This is a genomic window from Catellatospora vulcania (assembly GCF_009720385.1).
In the GTDB taxonomy this organism is placed as follows: Bacteria; Actinomycetota; Actinomycetes; order Mycobacteriales; family Micromonosporaceae; genus Catellatospora; species Catellatospora vulcania.
On the sequence record NZ_WARX01000034.1, the window covers coordinates 62,800 to 76,901 of the forward strand.

Here is a 14,102-nt window from a genome sequence, read left to right on the forward strand (position 1 = left end):
TAGAAGGTGCCCTTCCTAACGGCTCACCACCCGCGACCAGCCGGGACGCTCCGACGCCACCACCGCCGGGGCGTCCTGGCCGTGGCACGGAACCCAGCGGGTCCGCCGGAGGTCGAAGGTAACGTGAAGACCGTGCGCGTAAGCCCGCTGCTGACCGTTCTGCTGCTCGCCGCGTGCGCGCAGCCCCTCGACGCCGGCGCGGACGGCCCGCCCGACGACGGTGCCGTCCTGGCCGGGCGGACCTTCCTGTCCACCGCCGTCGCCCGCGACGGCAAACCCTACGACCTGGTCAAGGGCACCCGCATCCGGCTGGCGCTGGACCAGAACGGCCACCTCGGGGCCACCGCCGGATGCAACAGCATGGGCGGCGAGGCAGACCTGTCCGGCGGGCAGCTGCGGCTGTCCGGCGACATGAGCATGACCGACATGGGCTGCGACCCGAAACTGCACGAGCAGGACCAGCTGGTATCCGGCTTCCTGCAGGCCGGGCCGCGCTGGGAGCTGGCCGGGGACGTGCTCACCCTGCGCACCGACACCATGGAGGTCACCTTGCAGGACCAGGAGTCCGCCGACCCGGACCGCCCGCTGACCGCCACCCGCTGGCAGGTCGACACCGTGCTCGACGGGCAGAGCGCGAGCTCGGTCCCCACTGGCGCGACCGCGTTCCTGGAGTTCGCCGACGGCAAGGTACAGGGCCACACCGGCTGCAACAACCTCGGCGGCACCGCCGTGCTCGCCGAGAAGACGATCGCGTTCGCCGAGATCTCCACTACGAGGATGGCCTGCGCCGATGACGTCAACCGGCTGGAGCGGGCCGTGCTGGCCACCCTGAAGGGCGACGTGACCTGGCAGGTCACCGCCGACCGGCTGACCCTCACCGGCCCCGACGGCCACGGGCTGCAGCTGCGCGCCGCTCAGAAGTGAGGCGCGGCACCGCCTCGCGCTGACGATGACGGCCGGGGCATACGCCGATGCGGCCACAACTTGTGGGTTGTACCGACAACCCACAAGTTGTGGGCGTCGGCAGCGGTCGCCCGCCCCGCGCGGCACGAACCGTCGGATCGCCGACTTTCCGCAGGTCAGAAACCTGTCGCTGTAATCATCGCCACCGCGGGTGTGTGGAGAAGTCCACAAACGAACACCGCTCGCGTTCGTACGTTGAAGGCTCCCTACCAGTACAGGAGACTTCGATGCAGGCACGAGCGACCCACCACCGGCTGACCCGCGCGGCACTGACCGCCGGGCTGGCGCTGAGCTCCCTCGCGGTGAGCCAGCTCGCCCTGGCGGCGCCGGCTGCGGCGGTTCCCGGGCTGACCCGCCAGACCGTCACCGGCCCGAGCGACAGCGTCGCCAAGACTCAGAACAAGACCTGCCCGGCGGGCAGCGTCGCGCTCGGCGGCGGTGGCGCCGTCACCGGCGCGACCGGCCACATCGGTCTGGACTTCCTCCTGCCCGTGTCCGGGAACACCACCTGGTCGGTGACCGGGCGCGAGGACGAGAACGGCACCGGCTCGAACTGGTCGCTGTCGGCGACCGTGCTCTGCGCCCCGGCCCCGGCCGGCTACCAGGTCGTCTCCGGCAGCTCGGCCTGGTCGTCACCCACCAGCAAGTCGCACCTGGTCAGCTGCCCGCTCGGCAAGGTGGCGCTCGGCGTGGGCGGCGCGGTCAGCGGCGCGTCGGTCAGCGAGCTGATCCTGGAGGATCTGCGCATCGACACCAGCAGCGTCACCGTCACCGGCGCGGAGGACGGGACCGGCTTCGCCGGCGACTGGCAGGTGCAGGCGCGGGCAGTCTGCGCGACCCAGCCTGCGGGCTACGAGCGGCTGCTCGACGACAGTGCGCTCAGCTCCACCAGCACCAGGTCGGTGACGGTGACCTGCTCCGCCGGGCGCAAGGTGCACGGCGTCGGGGCGGAGATCCTGGGCGGCGAGGGCCAGGTGCGGCTGACGGCCGTGCACGCGGTGTCGAGCACCGCGGTGACGGCGAGCGCGACCGAGGACGACAACGGCTTCAGCGGCAACTGGAAGGTGCGGGCGTTCGCGATCTGCGCGAACTGAGGCACCGGTGCCCGGCCGTGGGGGTACGTCGAAGGCTTGCGATCACCTGCGTACGGCGACCGGGCGTGCCCCCACGGCGCGGCCCGTTCATGATCTGATGCCGGGACTTGATCTACACCAGAGGAGTGCGACATGTCCCTTGCCGGATGGCCCGCCCGCGCGGCCGCGTTCATCGTCGACCTGGCGCTGCTGGGGATCGTCCTGATGCTGGTCCGGATCACCGGACTCGCCGACGGTGGCGGCGGCCTGGCCAAGGCGGCCACCGTCGTGGTCATCGCGGCGCACGGCTTCAACCGCTGGTATCTCGGTGGAAAGTCGGGCCAGTCACTGGGCCGCCGACTGCTCGGCATCAAGCTCGTGTACGAGCGCGGCCTGCTCCCGATCGGCGCACTGCAGGCGTTCCTGCGCGACCTGGCGCACGTGGCCGACACGGTCGTGTTCTACATCGGCTGGCTCTTCCCGCTGTGGGACGCGAAGAAGCAGACGTTCGCTGACAAGATCACCAGTACGGTCGTCGTGAAAGCCTGACGCCCGGCCACCGGGACCTCGGCCGACGTGTCGCGAGGTCCCGGTGGAAGCCCGAAGGTCAGGCGGGGGCGAGCAGGTTGCGGGCGCGGACCGCCTTCAGCGACAGGGTGCGGTAGCCGACCTCGTCGAACAGCACCGTGATGCGGTCGTTCTCCTCACGCATGACCACGCCCGGACCCCACTCGGCGTGGGTGACCCGTGACTGCACCGGGAACCCGGTGTCCACGTCGGACTGCGCGTCGGCGGTGCCCGCGGTGCAGGTGTCGCAGCTGCCGCAGGTGTCGACCAGGTCCTCGCCGAAGTAGCCGAGCAGGAACTGGCGGCGGCAGTCGTCGGTCTCGGCGTACCCGCGCATCATCTCGACCCGGGTCAGCTCGATGGTGCGCATCTGCGCGGCCTCGACCGCGGCCGCCGCGACGGCGTCGGCCAGCTCGCCGCCGGTCCACCGCACGCCCTTGCCGGTGGTGAGCACGGCCCCGGCCTCCTGCAGCAGGTTGACCGAGCGGGTGACCCGCGAGCGGGTGACGTCGAGTTCTTCGACCAGGTCGTCGATGCGCACCGGGCCGTCGGCCGCGATGACGCCCGCGCCGACGCGGGTGAGCAGCTCCTCGTCGACGGTGCCGGAGGAGAAGAAGCGCGGCAGGCGCAGGTCCTCGGGGCGGAAGTAGAGCACGGCGGTGGCCTGGTCGCCGTCGCGGCCGGCGCGGCCGATCTGCTGGTAGTAGGAGTCAAGCGACTCGGCGGGGGCCGCGTGCACCACGAAGCGCACGTTCGGCTTGTCGATGCCCATGCCGAACGCGGACGTCGCGACGACCACGACCCGGTCGGAGGCCAGGAACGCGTCGTGCACGGAGGATCGCTCCGAAGAGCTCAGACCCGCGTGGTACGCGTACGCCTCCTCCCCTGCCTCGCGCAGCGCCTCGGCGTACTCCTCGGTCTCGCCGCGGGTCTGCACGTAGAGCAGGCCTGGCGGGTCGAGCGCGATGATGCGCTCGATGATCTCGCGGCGCTTCTCCCGCTCGGTGATCTCGCGGGACACCTCCAGCCGGATGTTGGGCCGGTCGAAGCCCTTGACCAGCTGCACCGCGTCGCGCATGCGCAGCCGCTCGACGATGTCGGCGCGCACCGGCGGCGAGGCGGTGGCGGTCAGCGCCAGCACGGTCGGGTGGCCCAGCCGCTCGATGACCTCGCCGAGGCGCAGGTAGTCGGGCCGGAAGTCGTGTCCCCAGGAGGAGACGCAGTGCGCCTCGTCCACCACGAACAGCGACGGCTTGGCCTCCAGCAGCTGCGCCACCACCTCGTCCTTGGCCAGCTGCTCGGGCGCGAGGAACAGGAACTCGGCGTCACCGGCGCGCAGCGCCTCGAATGCGGCGTCGTTGTCGCGGGCGCTGCGCGCGGAGTTGACCACGTGCGCGTCCGGAGCCCCGCGGTCGACGAGGTTCTTGACCTGGTCGCGCTGCAGCGCGATGAGCGGCGACACCACGATCGTCGGCCCGCCGACGACCAGCGCCGGGACCTGGTAGATGGCCGATTTCCCGGAGCCGGTGGGCGACACCACGATCGTGTCGCGGCCCGCGACCACGTGGGCCATGGCCTCCTCCTGCGCCGGGCGCAGCTCCGTCCACCCGTACACCTGTGCCGCGACCTCGCGCAGCCGCTGCAGATCTCCCACCTCGTACCCCTCCCCAGACTCGAACCCGCATCCTCCCACCCGCCGCGCGAGCGCCGGCCCACCGGGGCGTGCGGGTCACCGGCGTCCGCCCGAAGAGGTCGGTGAGGCAACGCGGCCGTGAAGCGCGTGTAACTTCCATGAAACTGATTGCCGTCGATACCACTGTTTACAGGCACTTCGACGATGGCCTATGGTGTCCGGTGGAAGCGCTCCCAGTCATGGCACAACCCGATCTCTCCTCCCCTGCCCAAGGAGTGACATGCACGCCACGACGAGCAGAAAGCAACGCCTGACGACGATCGCCTCGGCCATCGTGCTGACCGTCGCCGCCACCGCCGCAAGCCTTCTCGCGGCCCAGCCCGCCCACGCCGCGACCATCTGCGAGCAGTACGGCACCGTGGTCGCCGGCAGCTACGTGATCCAGAACAACCGGTGGGGCACCAGCGCCACCCAGTGCATCAACACCACGAGCAACGGGTTCAGCATCACCCAGCAGGACGGCGTCGGCAGCACCTCGGGTGCGCCGGTGTCCTACCCGTCCATCTTCCTGGGCTGCCACTACACCAACTGCAGCCCGAGCTCCCCGCTACCCAAGCAGCTCAGCACCATCGGCACCGCCAACAGCAGCATCAGCTACTCGTACCCCGGCAGCGGCACCTACAACGCCTCGTACGACATCTGGCTGAACGCGGACACCAACGTCTCCGGTGTCCAGGACACCGAGATCATGATCTGGTTCAACCGGCAGGGCAGCATCCAGCCCATCGGCTCCCAGACCGGCACCGCGAACATCGCCGGGCGCAGCTGGGCCGTGTGGACCGGCAGCAACGGCGCCAACAACGTGGTGTCCTACCTGTTCACCGGCTCGGTCATCAACTCGCTGAGCTTCGACGTGATGGACTTCGTCCGCGACACGTTCACCCGCGGCTCGCAGTACGGCAACAACAGCTGGTATCTGACCAGCGTCCAGGCCGGCTTCGAACCGTGGATCGGCGGCGTGGGCCTGACCGTCAACTCGTTCTCGGCGGCGGTCACCAACGGCGGCGGCACCCAGCCGCCCGGCACGCCCGGCACGCCGAGCGCGTCGAATGTGACCTCCAGTGGCGCGTCGCTCAGCTGGTCGGCGTCCTCCGGCACGGTCAGCAGCTACCTGGTCGAGCGGGCCACCGGCGCGACCAGCACCAGCTTCAGCCAGATCGGCACGTCGAGCTCGCCGTCGTTCACCGACTCCGGGCTGGCCGCCAACACCACCTACCGGTACCGCGTGCGGGCCTCCAACTCGGCCGGCACGTCCGGCTACTCCGGCATCGTCAACGTCACCACCACCGGCGGCGGAACGCAGGTCCCGGGCACGCCCGGCACGCCGAGCGCGTCGAATGTGACCTCCAGTGGCGCGTCCCTGAGCTGGTCGGCGTCCTCCGGCACGGTCAGCAGCTACCTGGTCGAGCGGGCCACCGGCGCGACCAGCACCAGCTTCAGCCAGATCGGCACGTCGAGCTCGCCGTCGTTCACCGACTCCGGGCTGGCCGCCAACACCACCTACCGGTACCGCGTGCGGGCTTCCAACTCCGCGGGCACGTCCGGCTACTCCGGCATCGTCAACGTCACCACGACCGGCGGCGGCGGTGGCGGGTCCGGCTGCACGACCACCGCGACGGTGCAGAGCCAGTGGAACAACGGCTACGTCCTGCAGGTGACGGTCACCAACACCGGCTCGTCGACCATCAACGGGTGGGCGTCTACGGCGACCCTGCCGTCCGGCCACGCGCACACCGGCTCCTGGCCGCAGGCGGCCGTGGTCAGCGGGCAGAACGTGACCGAGACCAACCAGAACTGGAACGGCGCGCTCGCACCGGGCCAGACCGCGTCGTGGGGCTTCCAGGCCAGCCGTCCCAACGGCAACACGTCGCTGCCGACCACGTTCTCCTGCACCGCCTCGTAATCCCGCGTACCACCCGATCACGTGCGGCGGAGCCACCGGCTCCGCCGCACGTCACGTCGGACCACCCGGCGCGGTGAGCTCCCAAGACCGTCGCCCGGCCGTCCGCCGGTGTAGGGTCAGGGTGATCATCTTCTTGGGAGGTCCCCGGTGCGCACCGCTCACCTCGCCTGGGAGCGCCACGGTGGCGAGCCGGGTCTGCTGCTCCTGCACGGCTTCTCCGACTCGGGCGCGTGCTGGGGCCCGGTGCTGCCGGCGCTCACCGCGCACACCGGCGCGATCACGCTGGACGCCCGCGGGCACGGCTCGTCGGGGCTGCCCGACGCGCCCACCGGCACCGCCGCCAACGCCGCCGACGCCGCGCTGGTGCTCGACGAGCTCGGCCTGCCGCCGGTCGTCGTGATCGGGCACTCGATGGGTGCGCTGGCCGCGGCCGCGCTGGCCGCCGCGCGGCCCAAGCTGGTCGGGGCGCTGGTGCTGGAGGACCCGCCCGGCCCGCACCACACCCTCGCCGCCGACGGCATGCCGTCCTGGCTGGCCGAACTGCAGGCGCTGGACCTCGACGCGCGGATCGCCAGGGGCCGCGCGGACAACCCGGGCTGGCCCGAGGCCGAATACGAGCCGTGGGCGGTCAGCAAGGGCGAGTTCGACCCGCGGTGCTACGACCTGCCCTACGAGCCGGGACCGGCGCTGCTGCAGTCGCTGGCCGGGGTCACCTGTCCCACGCTGCTCCTCTACGGCGAGGTCGCCCGCGGTGGCCTGCTGCGGGAGACCGACGCCGAGGACTGCGCCGACATCGCCGCCGGGCCGTTCACCGCGCTGCGGGTGACCGGGGCTGGTCACTGCGTACGCCGCGACTACCCGGCCGCGTTCACCGCCGCGATCGGCGACTTCCTGTCCTGGTCATGACGACGCCGGCCGGAAGGCTCATGCCCGAGTTCTGACCGGACCGGCCCTCCCGGCCTCACCGGGAGGGCATCCCGCATCAGCCCGCCAGGGTCTGTTCGGTGATCTCCCAGAGCCGCTGCGCCGCGGCGGGGTCCAGCGCGTACGCCGCCACCCCGCGCCGACCGCCCCCGGTGTTCGGCTCGGCCTCGGCGCAGTCCTCGAAGTACCGCCCGCCGACGCCGTCCAGCAGCGGCGACGTGGCCACCAGGACCGAGGTCGCGGCGCCCTGCTCCGGAGTCTTCCACTGGAAGTCGCCGCCGCCCAGCTGCGCCCGCAGCCGGTTCAGCTCCTCCTCGGAGACGTAGCGCTGCAGGTTGGTCTGGATCGCGCCGGGCATCAGCGCGTTGACGGTGATGCCGTCACCCGCCCAGCGGCGGGTCCCCTCCACCGCGAACAGCACGTTCGCGGTCTTCGACTGCCCGTATGCCGCCCAGGGCTCGTACTCGCGCCGGGTGAAGTGGATGTCGTCGAACACCACGGGCGAGCGCAGGTGCGCCGACGAGCTGACCGAGACCACCCGGGCGCCGCCGGCCGCGGCGAGGGCGCTGTGCAGGCCGCGGGCCAGGGCGAAGTGTCCGAGGTGGTTGGTGGCGAACTGCATCTCCCAGCCCTGCGGGGTGCGCATCAGCGGCGCTGCCATGATCCCGGCGTTGTTGACGAGGATGTGCAGCGGGCCGTCCCAGGCCGCGGTGAACGCGGCGACGGAGTCCTGGTCGGCGAGGTCGAGCCGGGCGACGTGGATGTCCTTGTTGCCGGTGGTGGCGGTGATGTCGGCGGCGGTGCGGTCGCCGGCGGCGGTGTCGCGTACCGCCAGGGTGACCTCCGCGCCCGCACCGGCCAGGGCGCGGGCGGTCTCCACGCCGATGCCGGACGCGCCGCCGGTGACCACGGCCCGCCGGCCGGTGAGGTCGACGCCCTGCACCACCTCGGCGGCGGTGGAGGTGGCGGTGAACGGGGTGGTGATACGTGTGCTCATGATCTTTCCGTCCTGATCGACGATGCCGGGTCGGGTCCTCCGGTACAGTCAACAACCGGAGGACCCTCCGTTACCCGTTCCACGCTAACCGGAGACTCCTCCGTTTTGCAACCGCGGTGCCGATGAGCACAATGAGCCGCGTCACCCGCTCGTCACCGGGAGGAGGAGCCGTGACCCGACCCCTGCGCGCCGACGCGCAGCGCAACCGCGAACGGCTGCTCGAAGTCGCAGCCCAGGCCTTCGCGCACGACGGGCCGCAGGTCTCCATGGACGCCATCGCCAAGCAGGCCGGTGTCGGCATCGGCACCCTCTACCGGCACTTCCCGACCCGCGAGGCGCTCGTCGAGGCGGCGTACCGCAAGGAGCTGGCCCGGCTGTGCGACGCCGCCCCCGGCCTGCTGGAGACCATGCCGCCGGACCGGGCGGTGCGCGCCTGGATGGACCTGTTCGTCGAGTACATGTCGACCAAGCGGGGCATGGCCGACGCGCTGCGCGCCGTGATCGCCTCCGGCGGCAACCCGTTCGCGCAGAGCCGCGACCGGCTGCTCGGCGCGGTCACCACGCTGCTGCACGCGGCCGCCGACGCCGGTTCCGTGCGCACCGACGTACGGCCCGAGGACGTGCTGGTCGGCCTCGGCGGCATCTCGCTGGCCACCGCCGACCCGGCACAGGCCGAGCAGGCCGCACGCCTGCTCGACCTGCTCATGGACGGCCTGCGCCACCGCCCCACCTGAGAAAGGAAGGGCACCTTCACATCGCTACACGTTGTAGAAGGCGCCCTTCCCAACATCGGCAGGCGCTGACCAGCGCACGGAGCAGGTCAGCCGGCGGCAGCCACCGCGGCCGCGGTGTCCTCGGTGACCAGGTCGAAGTTGATGAACGCGGCCGCCCGTGAGCCGCCCGCCGCGGCGTGGACGACCTGCGCGGCAAGATCTGTGATGTTGCCCGCCACCCACATTCCGGGCACCTCGGTCAGGCCGGTCGGGTCCGCGGCGACGTACGCGCCGAACGGGTGCTCGGTGAGCGCGACGCCCAGCGACTCCAGCACCCCCGCCCGGGGCGCCATGCGCGCCGACACCACCAGCGCCTCACACGGCACGACCGTGCCGTCGACCAGCCGCGCCCCGGTCAGCCGGTCTTCGGCCACCTCCAGCCCGGCGACCTCGCCGTCCACGAGGCGCACCCCGCGGGCGGCGAGCTGTGCCAGCTCCGTCTCGGTCGGCTCCGGGCCGGTGTGGCGCAGCAGGGTCACGTCCGATGTCCACTGCCGGTAGAGCAGCGCCTGCATGGCCGCGTGCGCGCCGGTCGCCAGCACCGCGACGGCCTGGTCGCGCACCTCCCAGCCGTGGCAGTACGGGCACTGCAGCACGTCGCGGCCCCACCGCTCGCGCAGGCCGGGGATCGGCGGCAGCTCGTCGACGACGCCGGTGGCCACCAGCAGCCGCCGCGCCCGGACGAGCCGGCCGTCGTCGAGGGTCACGGCGAAGCCGCCGTCCTGGCGTACCGCCGAGACCGCCTGGCCGTCCACGATCTCCCCGCCGTAGCCGCGCACCTCCTCGCGGCCGATCCTCAGCAGCTCGCCCGGCGGCATGCCGTCACGGGACAGGAACGCGTGCATTGCCGCGGCCGTCGCGTTGCGCGGCTCCCCACCGTCGACCACCAGCACCGAGCGCCTCGCCCGCGCCAGGGTCAGCGCGCCGTTCAACCCGGCGGCCCCGCCGCCGACGACCACCACGTCGTACGCCTCAAGGGTCATCTCGACCACCTCCGCCACCACCCTGCGCCCGAGCGCGCGGCGTCGGCAAACTCTGTTGCCGAACCGGCAAACCAGCTCCGCCTGCGGGCCGGCCCGACGCGACCCGCAACAGCCCTTACACCGGGTGACGAGCTTGGAACGCCAGCCGGGCGTCGGCGTCGCGGGCCAGCCGTTCCAGCAGGTCGTCCAGCCGGAGGAACGCCTCCCACGGCTGCTCGCCGTCCACTGCGCACAGCCGCGCGGTGACCTCGTCCTCCAGCGGGGGCACCCGCTTGCCCTTCCACACCTTGTCGGCGAGGACGACCAGCAGGTCCTCGGTGCTGAGCCGGGCATAGGCCACCGACCCGTGATCACGGGCGAACCGGGCCAGGCACGGTTCGACCCCGCGGGCCACCAGCAGCGCGTACCCAGCGGGTTCGTGTTCGGAACCGGGCCCGGACAGTTCGGACGGGTGCGCAACCTTGCCGATGTCGTGGGTGGCCGCGCCGAACAGCACCTGCTCGGCGGAGAAGGCCAGTCCGGGGTACGCCTCGGCGACCCCGACGACCAGCCGCGCGGCGACGTCGTGCACCGCCCGCAGGTGCGCGCCCAGCCGAGCGGGCGCGTCGAGTTCGGTGAGCAGCGCTGCGACAGCATCCGGCAGCGGTCGCAGGTGAGGATCGGCGACTTCGGTCAGAGCGCGGTGGAGGGCAGGGGTAGGCATCCGGCCGAGACTAACCGGATCGGCAGATGACGCGGCCCGGCCGCGGCTCAACACGGCCCCGGGGCAGCGCGCCGCAGCGGTCAGAGCACGCCACAGCAGGTCAGGGCGTGGTCCGCGTTAACAGGGTGCCCTTCCTCTACGCATAGCGATGTGAAGGTGCCCTTCCTTACTTCAGGGCGGTGAGGATGTCGGTGAGGATGTCGAAGCATTTGGTGTCTTCGGGGGTGCCGGTGTGCGGGGCGCGGAAGCGGGCGACGTCGACGGCGATGTCGGCGATGTCCCAGCGCTGCCGGTAGAGGTCCAGCAGCGGCTGGTGCACGGCGTGGCCGGTGGCGGTCGCGTAGGCGGCGAGCACGGCGTCGTCGCCCGCGGCGAGCAGCCAGAGGTCGCGTTCGGGCGGGGCGGTCAGCGCGGTGTCCCAGTCGATGAGGCGCCAGCCGTCGGGGGTGAGCATGGTGTTGCCGGGGTGCGGCTCGCCGTGGGTGAGCACTGCCGGGCGGCCGCGGTTCTCGTCGACCAGGCGGTCGTAGCGGTCGAGCAGGTCGTGGACTTGGGCGGCGTGCTCGGTCAGCAACAGGGCCAGCGGGCGGGCGTACGGGCCGGTGGCGGGCAGGTCCCCGGCGAGCGCGGCGGCGAGCCCGTCGCGGTGCGGCACGGTGAAGTCGTCGACGGCCGCGTGGCGGCGGGCGGCCTCGGGTCCGCCGTGCACGGCGATCACCATCTCCAGCACGGCCTCCCGGTGACCGGGCGTGTCGTACTCGCCCCAGCTGAAGCTGCGGCCGTCGAGGTGCGGGTAGAGCGCGAGGGTGTACTGCCGCCCGGTGCGGACCAGCGGCTCTCCGTCGCGCGCGGCGACCGGCGCGACGACGAAGGACAGCCCGCCGTCGCTCAGCTCGCGTGCCGCACGCAACGAGCCGCGCAGCCGGTGGCCGGCCTCGTCGAGTGTCTCGGCCTGCGTACGGCGCTTGCCGGTCAGGTCGTCGGCGGTCGCGAACCAGCGGCCGCCCGTGGTGTCGGTGACCGCCCAGTGGTGGCTGCCCCAGCCGACGGGCTGGTAGGCCAGCGCGGCCACCGCCAACCCCCAGCCGTCGGCCAGGGTCGAGACGAGCAGTTCCTCGGGCAGGTCGGCGGGCGGCGTCAGCACACGGCCACGATACGGATCTCCCGGATCGTGGCAACACCTTTTCGTCCGGCCGCCAAATCCGCCGACCGTCCGCCGAAGGAGGTCCCGACGGTCTCATTTCCGACGCGCGGCCGTCCCACATTGCCGGATCCCGCCCGCCCGAATGCGCTGTGAACAGCGAGTTAATGAAGAAGGGTGCCAGGTTAAGGACATTTCGCTTACTGGGACGTGCACATGCGGCGCGGCACCGTGGACAAGCGCCTGGTGCTGTGGCTCTGCGCGGGCAGCATCCCGGCCGCGTTCGCCGGGGTGTTCATCGCCAAGGCCGTCGACGGCGAGGGCATGTCGCGGGTCATCCAGTCGCTACTGGGCGTCGCGCTGCTGCTGGCCGCGTCGGGGCTGGTGGTCAAGGCCTGGTTCGGGCTGCGTGACCAGGCCCGCGCCGCCGTCGACCCGTCGCCGCGGGAGGCCGTCGAGGGCGCCTTGGCGCGCGTTCGCGTACGCATAATTCCGACCGTGCTGGTCGGAGCAGTGGGTGGGCTCGTGGTCGGGGTGACCTCGGTCGGGTCGGGCTCGCTCATCGTCATCGCGCTGATGGCCCTCTACCCGGCGCTGCGTCCACAGCAGCTGGTCGGCACCGACCTGGTGCAGGCGGTGCCGCTGGTCGGCGCGGCCGCCCTGGCCCACCTGCTGTTCGGCGACTTCCAGCTGGCGCTGACCGTCGCCCTGGTCGTCGGCGCGGTGCCGGGAGTGCTGCTGGGCGCGGCGGTGTCCTCGCGGGCGCCGGGTGGCCTGATCCGCGCCGCGCTCACCGTCGTGCTGACCGCCAGCGGTCTGAAGCTGCTCGGGGCGAGCACCGTCGCCGTCGGGTACGCCACCGCGGCGCTGGTCGCGTTCATCCCCGCGGTGTGGGTGCTGGCCCGCCGCCACCACGGCCTGCCCCTACGACCGGCTCCGGTCCCGGCCCCGCGCAACCCGGCCGAATCGCAGCTCGCCGAGCAGGTCCCCGCCTCCTGAGTCGCCGGCGAACAGGCCCAGCGCGCGCATCTTGTCGGGATTGGCCAGCAGCTGGATGCCGGCGAGCCGGCCGTGGTCGGTCTCCCAGGTCATCAGCGACCAGCGCCCACCCAGCCGCAGCAGCGCGGCCGGGCCGCCGTTGACGTCGAGCAGCCACCACTCGACCTCCGCGGCCTTGGCGCTGACCCCGGCCAGGAACCGCGCCACCCGGGCCGCGCCGACCACCGGGTTGACAGCGGCGCGGGCCTTGCCGCCACCGTCGCTCCACAGCGTGATCTCGTCGGCCAGCATCGCCTGCAGGCCGGCCCGGTCACCGGTGGCGGCGGCCGCCAGGAAACGCTCGACGAGCGCGCGGTGTCCCGCGCCGTCCACGGCGAAGCGCTGCCGGTCGTCGCCGATCCGTTCGGCGGCACGGCGGTGCAGCTGGCGGGCGTTGGTCTCGGTCAGCCGGAGGGTGTCCGCGATCTCCGCGTACGGCAGCTCGAACGTCTCCCGCAGCAGGTAGACCCCGCGCTCCGGCGGCGTGAGCCGCTCCATGAGCCGCAGCGCCGCCAGTGACAGCGTGTCGCGCTGCCGGGCGGACTCGGCCGGGTCGCCGACCTGCGTGCCGACCGGGATCGGCTCGGGCAGCCAGGTGCCCGGGTAGGTCTCCCGCCGGTGGCGGGCCGAGCGCAGCTGGTCGAGGGCGAGCCGGGTGGTCACCGTGACCAGCCAGGCCCGCGGATCCCCGATCGCCGCGCGGTCCGCCCCGTGCCAGCGCAGCCAGGCGTCCTGCAGCACGTCCTCGGCGTCCCACCAGCTGCCGAGCATCCGGTACGCGACGCCGAGCAGCACCGGCCGGTGCTGCTCGAAGACCGCCGCGTCGGCCGGACGCAGTTCCGCATATGCCGTCATTCACACCGCCGGATGCATTCGGGTGGTCACGCCGATGCGATTCCACAGGTTGATGGTCCCGATGGCCAGGATGAGGTCGGCGACCTCCTTGTCGGTGAAGGCCGCGCGGGCGGTGTCCCACACCTCGTCGGAGACGCCGTACTCGCCCAGCTTGGTCACCGCGTCGGTGAGCGCCAGGGCGGCGCGCTCGCGGGCGTCGAAGCCCGGGAACTCCCACCACGCGCTGACCCCCAGCACCTCACGCAGGTCGGCGCCCTGCTTGACCAGGTCCGTGCCGTGCTGGTCGATGCAGTAGGCGCAGCCGTTCAGCAGTGACGCCCGCAGCTTGACCAGGTCCAGCAGCCGGGCGTCGAGGCTCTTGTGCAGGTACTTCTCCAGGCCCAGCACCGCCTTGTAGCCCTCGGGTGCCAGTTCGCCCAGATTCATCCGCTGAGTCATCGTTTCTGCCCCTCCGTGTCCAGTGTCGCGGCAACCGTGCGCCACCGCTGC

14 protein-coding genes are annotated in these 14,102 nt (G+C 72.2%); 7 read left to right on the forward strand and 7 right to left on the reverse strand.

Annotated elements, in window-relative coordinates; genetic code table 11:
* The first annotated feature begins 132 nt into the window (after positions 1-132).
* The 3 genes from F6W97_RS37330 (at position 133) to F6W97_RS37340 (ending at position 2,585) form a co-directional block, all read left to right on the forward strand.
* A complete protein-coding gene (locus F6W97_RS37330; RefSeq protein WP_196279505.1) occupies positions 133-924 on the forward strand; it encodes an META domain-containing protein in 792 nt (263 codons plus the stop codon).
* Positions 925-1,190: 266 nt separating this feature from the next.
* Positions 1,191-2,057: a hypothetical protein gene (locus F6W97_RS37335; RefSeq protein WP_155375309.1), complete on the forward strand. Its 867-nt coding sequence runs from the start codon at positions 1,191-1,193 to the stop codon at positions 2,055-2,057.
* A gap of 132 nt (positions 2,058-2,189) precedes the next feature.
* Complete coding sequence (locus tag F6W97_RS37340) at positions 2,190-2,585, forward strand: RDD family protein (protein ID WP_155375310.1); 396 nt, start codon at positions 2,190-2,192, stop codon at positions 2,583-2,585.
* A gap of 58 nt (positions 2,586-2,643) precedes the next feature.
* Here F6W97_RS37340 and F6W97_RS37345 read toward each other — a convergent pair whose 3' ends face one another.
* Positions 2,644-4,257: a RecQ family ATP-dependent DNA helicase gene (locus F6W97_RS37345; RefSeq protein ID WP_230687292.1), complete on the reverse strand. Its 1,614-nt coding sequence runs from the start codon at positions 4,255-4,257 to the stop codon at positions 2,644-2,646.
* A gap of 259 nt (positions 4,258-4,516) precedes the next feature.
* Here F6W97_RS37345 and F6W97_RS37350 point away from each other — a divergent pair, with 259 nt between their 5' ends.
* Positions 4,517-6,199: a GH12 family glycosyl hydrolase domain-containing protein gene (locus F6W97_RS37350; RefSeq protein WP_196279506.1), complete on the forward strand. Its 1,683-nt coding sequence runs from the start codon at positions 4,517-4,519 to the stop codon at positions 6,197-6,199.
* A gap of 147 nt (positions 6,200-6,346) precedes the next feature.
* Positions 6,347-7,105, forward strand: coding sequence for an alpha/beta fold hydrolase (locus F6W97_RS37355; RefSeq protein WP_155375312.1), 759 nt, complete (start codon positions 6,347-6,349; stop codon positions 7,103-7,105).
* A gap of 76 nt (positions 7,106-7,181) precedes the next feature.
* Here F6W97_RS37355 and F6W97_RS37360 read toward each other — a convergent pair whose 3' ends face one another.
* On the reverse strand, positions 7,182-8,120 hold the full coding sequence (locus tag F6W97_RS37360; RefSeq protein ID WP_155375313.1) for an SDR family NAD(P)-dependent oxidoreductase: 939 nt from the start codon (positions 8,118-8,120) through the stop codon (positions 7,182-7,184).
* Positions 8,121-8,290: 170 nt separating this feature from the next.
* Between F6W97_RS37360 and F6W97_RS37365 the strand changes: the two genes are divergently transcribed.
* Positions 8,291-8,854 carry a TetR/AcrR family transcriptional regulator gene (locus tag F6W97_RS37365; protein ID WP_230687293.1) on the forward strand — a complete coding sequence of 188 codons (564 nt, stop codon included), beginning with the start codon at positions 8,291-8,293 and terminating at the stop codon, positions 8,852-8,854.
* Positions 8,855-8,940: 86 nt separating this feature from the next.
* Here F6W97_RS37365 and F6W97_RS37370 read toward each other — a convergent pair whose 3' ends face one another.
* The 3 genes from F6W97_RS37370 to F6W97_RS37380 all read right to left on the reverse strand — a co-directional run bounded on the left by F6W97_RS37370 (position 8,941) and on the right by F6W97_RS37380 (position 11,723).
* Positions 8,941-9,885: an NAD(P)/FAD-dependent oxidoreductase gene (locus F6W97_RS37370; protein WP_407924642.1), complete on the reverse strand. Its 945-nt coding sequence runs from the start codon at positions 9,883-9,885 to the stop codon at positions 8,941-8,943.
* A 106-nt stretch (positions 9,886-9,991) separates the two neighbouring features.
* Positions 9,992-10,579 (reverse strand): HD domain-containing protein, encoded by a 588-nt coding sequence (locus F6W97_RS37375; protein ID WP_155375316.1) that lies wholly within the window; start codon positions 10,577-10,579, stop codon positions 9,992-9,994.
* A 166-nt stretch (positions 10,580-10,745) separates the two neighbouring features.
* Positions 10,746-11,723: a phosphotransferase enzyme family protein gene (locus F6W97_RS37380; protein ID WP_155375317.1), complete on the reverse strand. Its 978-nt coding sequence runs from the start codon at positions 11,721-11,723 to the stop codon at positions 10,746-10,748.
* 213 nt (positions 11,724-11,936) lie between these two features.
* On the opposite strand from F6W97_RS37380, the gene F6W97_RS37385 reads away from it, so the two are divergent.
* Positions 11,937-12,719, forward strand: coding sequence for a sulfite exporter TauE/SafE family protein (locus F6W97_RS37385; RefSeq protein WP_155375318.1), 783 nt, complete (start codon positions 11,937-11,939; stop codon positions 12,717-12,719).
* Here the strand turns inward: F6W97_RS37385 and sigJ are convergent.
* Both sigJ and F6W97_RS37395 read right to left on the reverse strand, forming a co-directional pair.
* Entirely contained in the window at positions 12,645-13,613 is a 969-nt protein-coding gene (sigJ, locus tag F6W97_RS37390; RefSeq protein WP_155375319.1) for an RNA polymerase sigma factor SigJ, read from the reverse strand. The two genes, F6W97_RS37385 and sigJ, sit on opposite strands and share 75 nt — an antisense overlap.
* A complete protein-coding gene (locus tag F6W97_RS37395) occupies positions 13,614-14,051 on the reverse strand; it encodes a carboxymuconolactone decarboxylase family protein (protein WP_230687294.1) in 438 nt (145 codons plus the stop codon).
* Between the last annotated feature and the right edge of the window lie 51 nt (positions 14,052-14,102).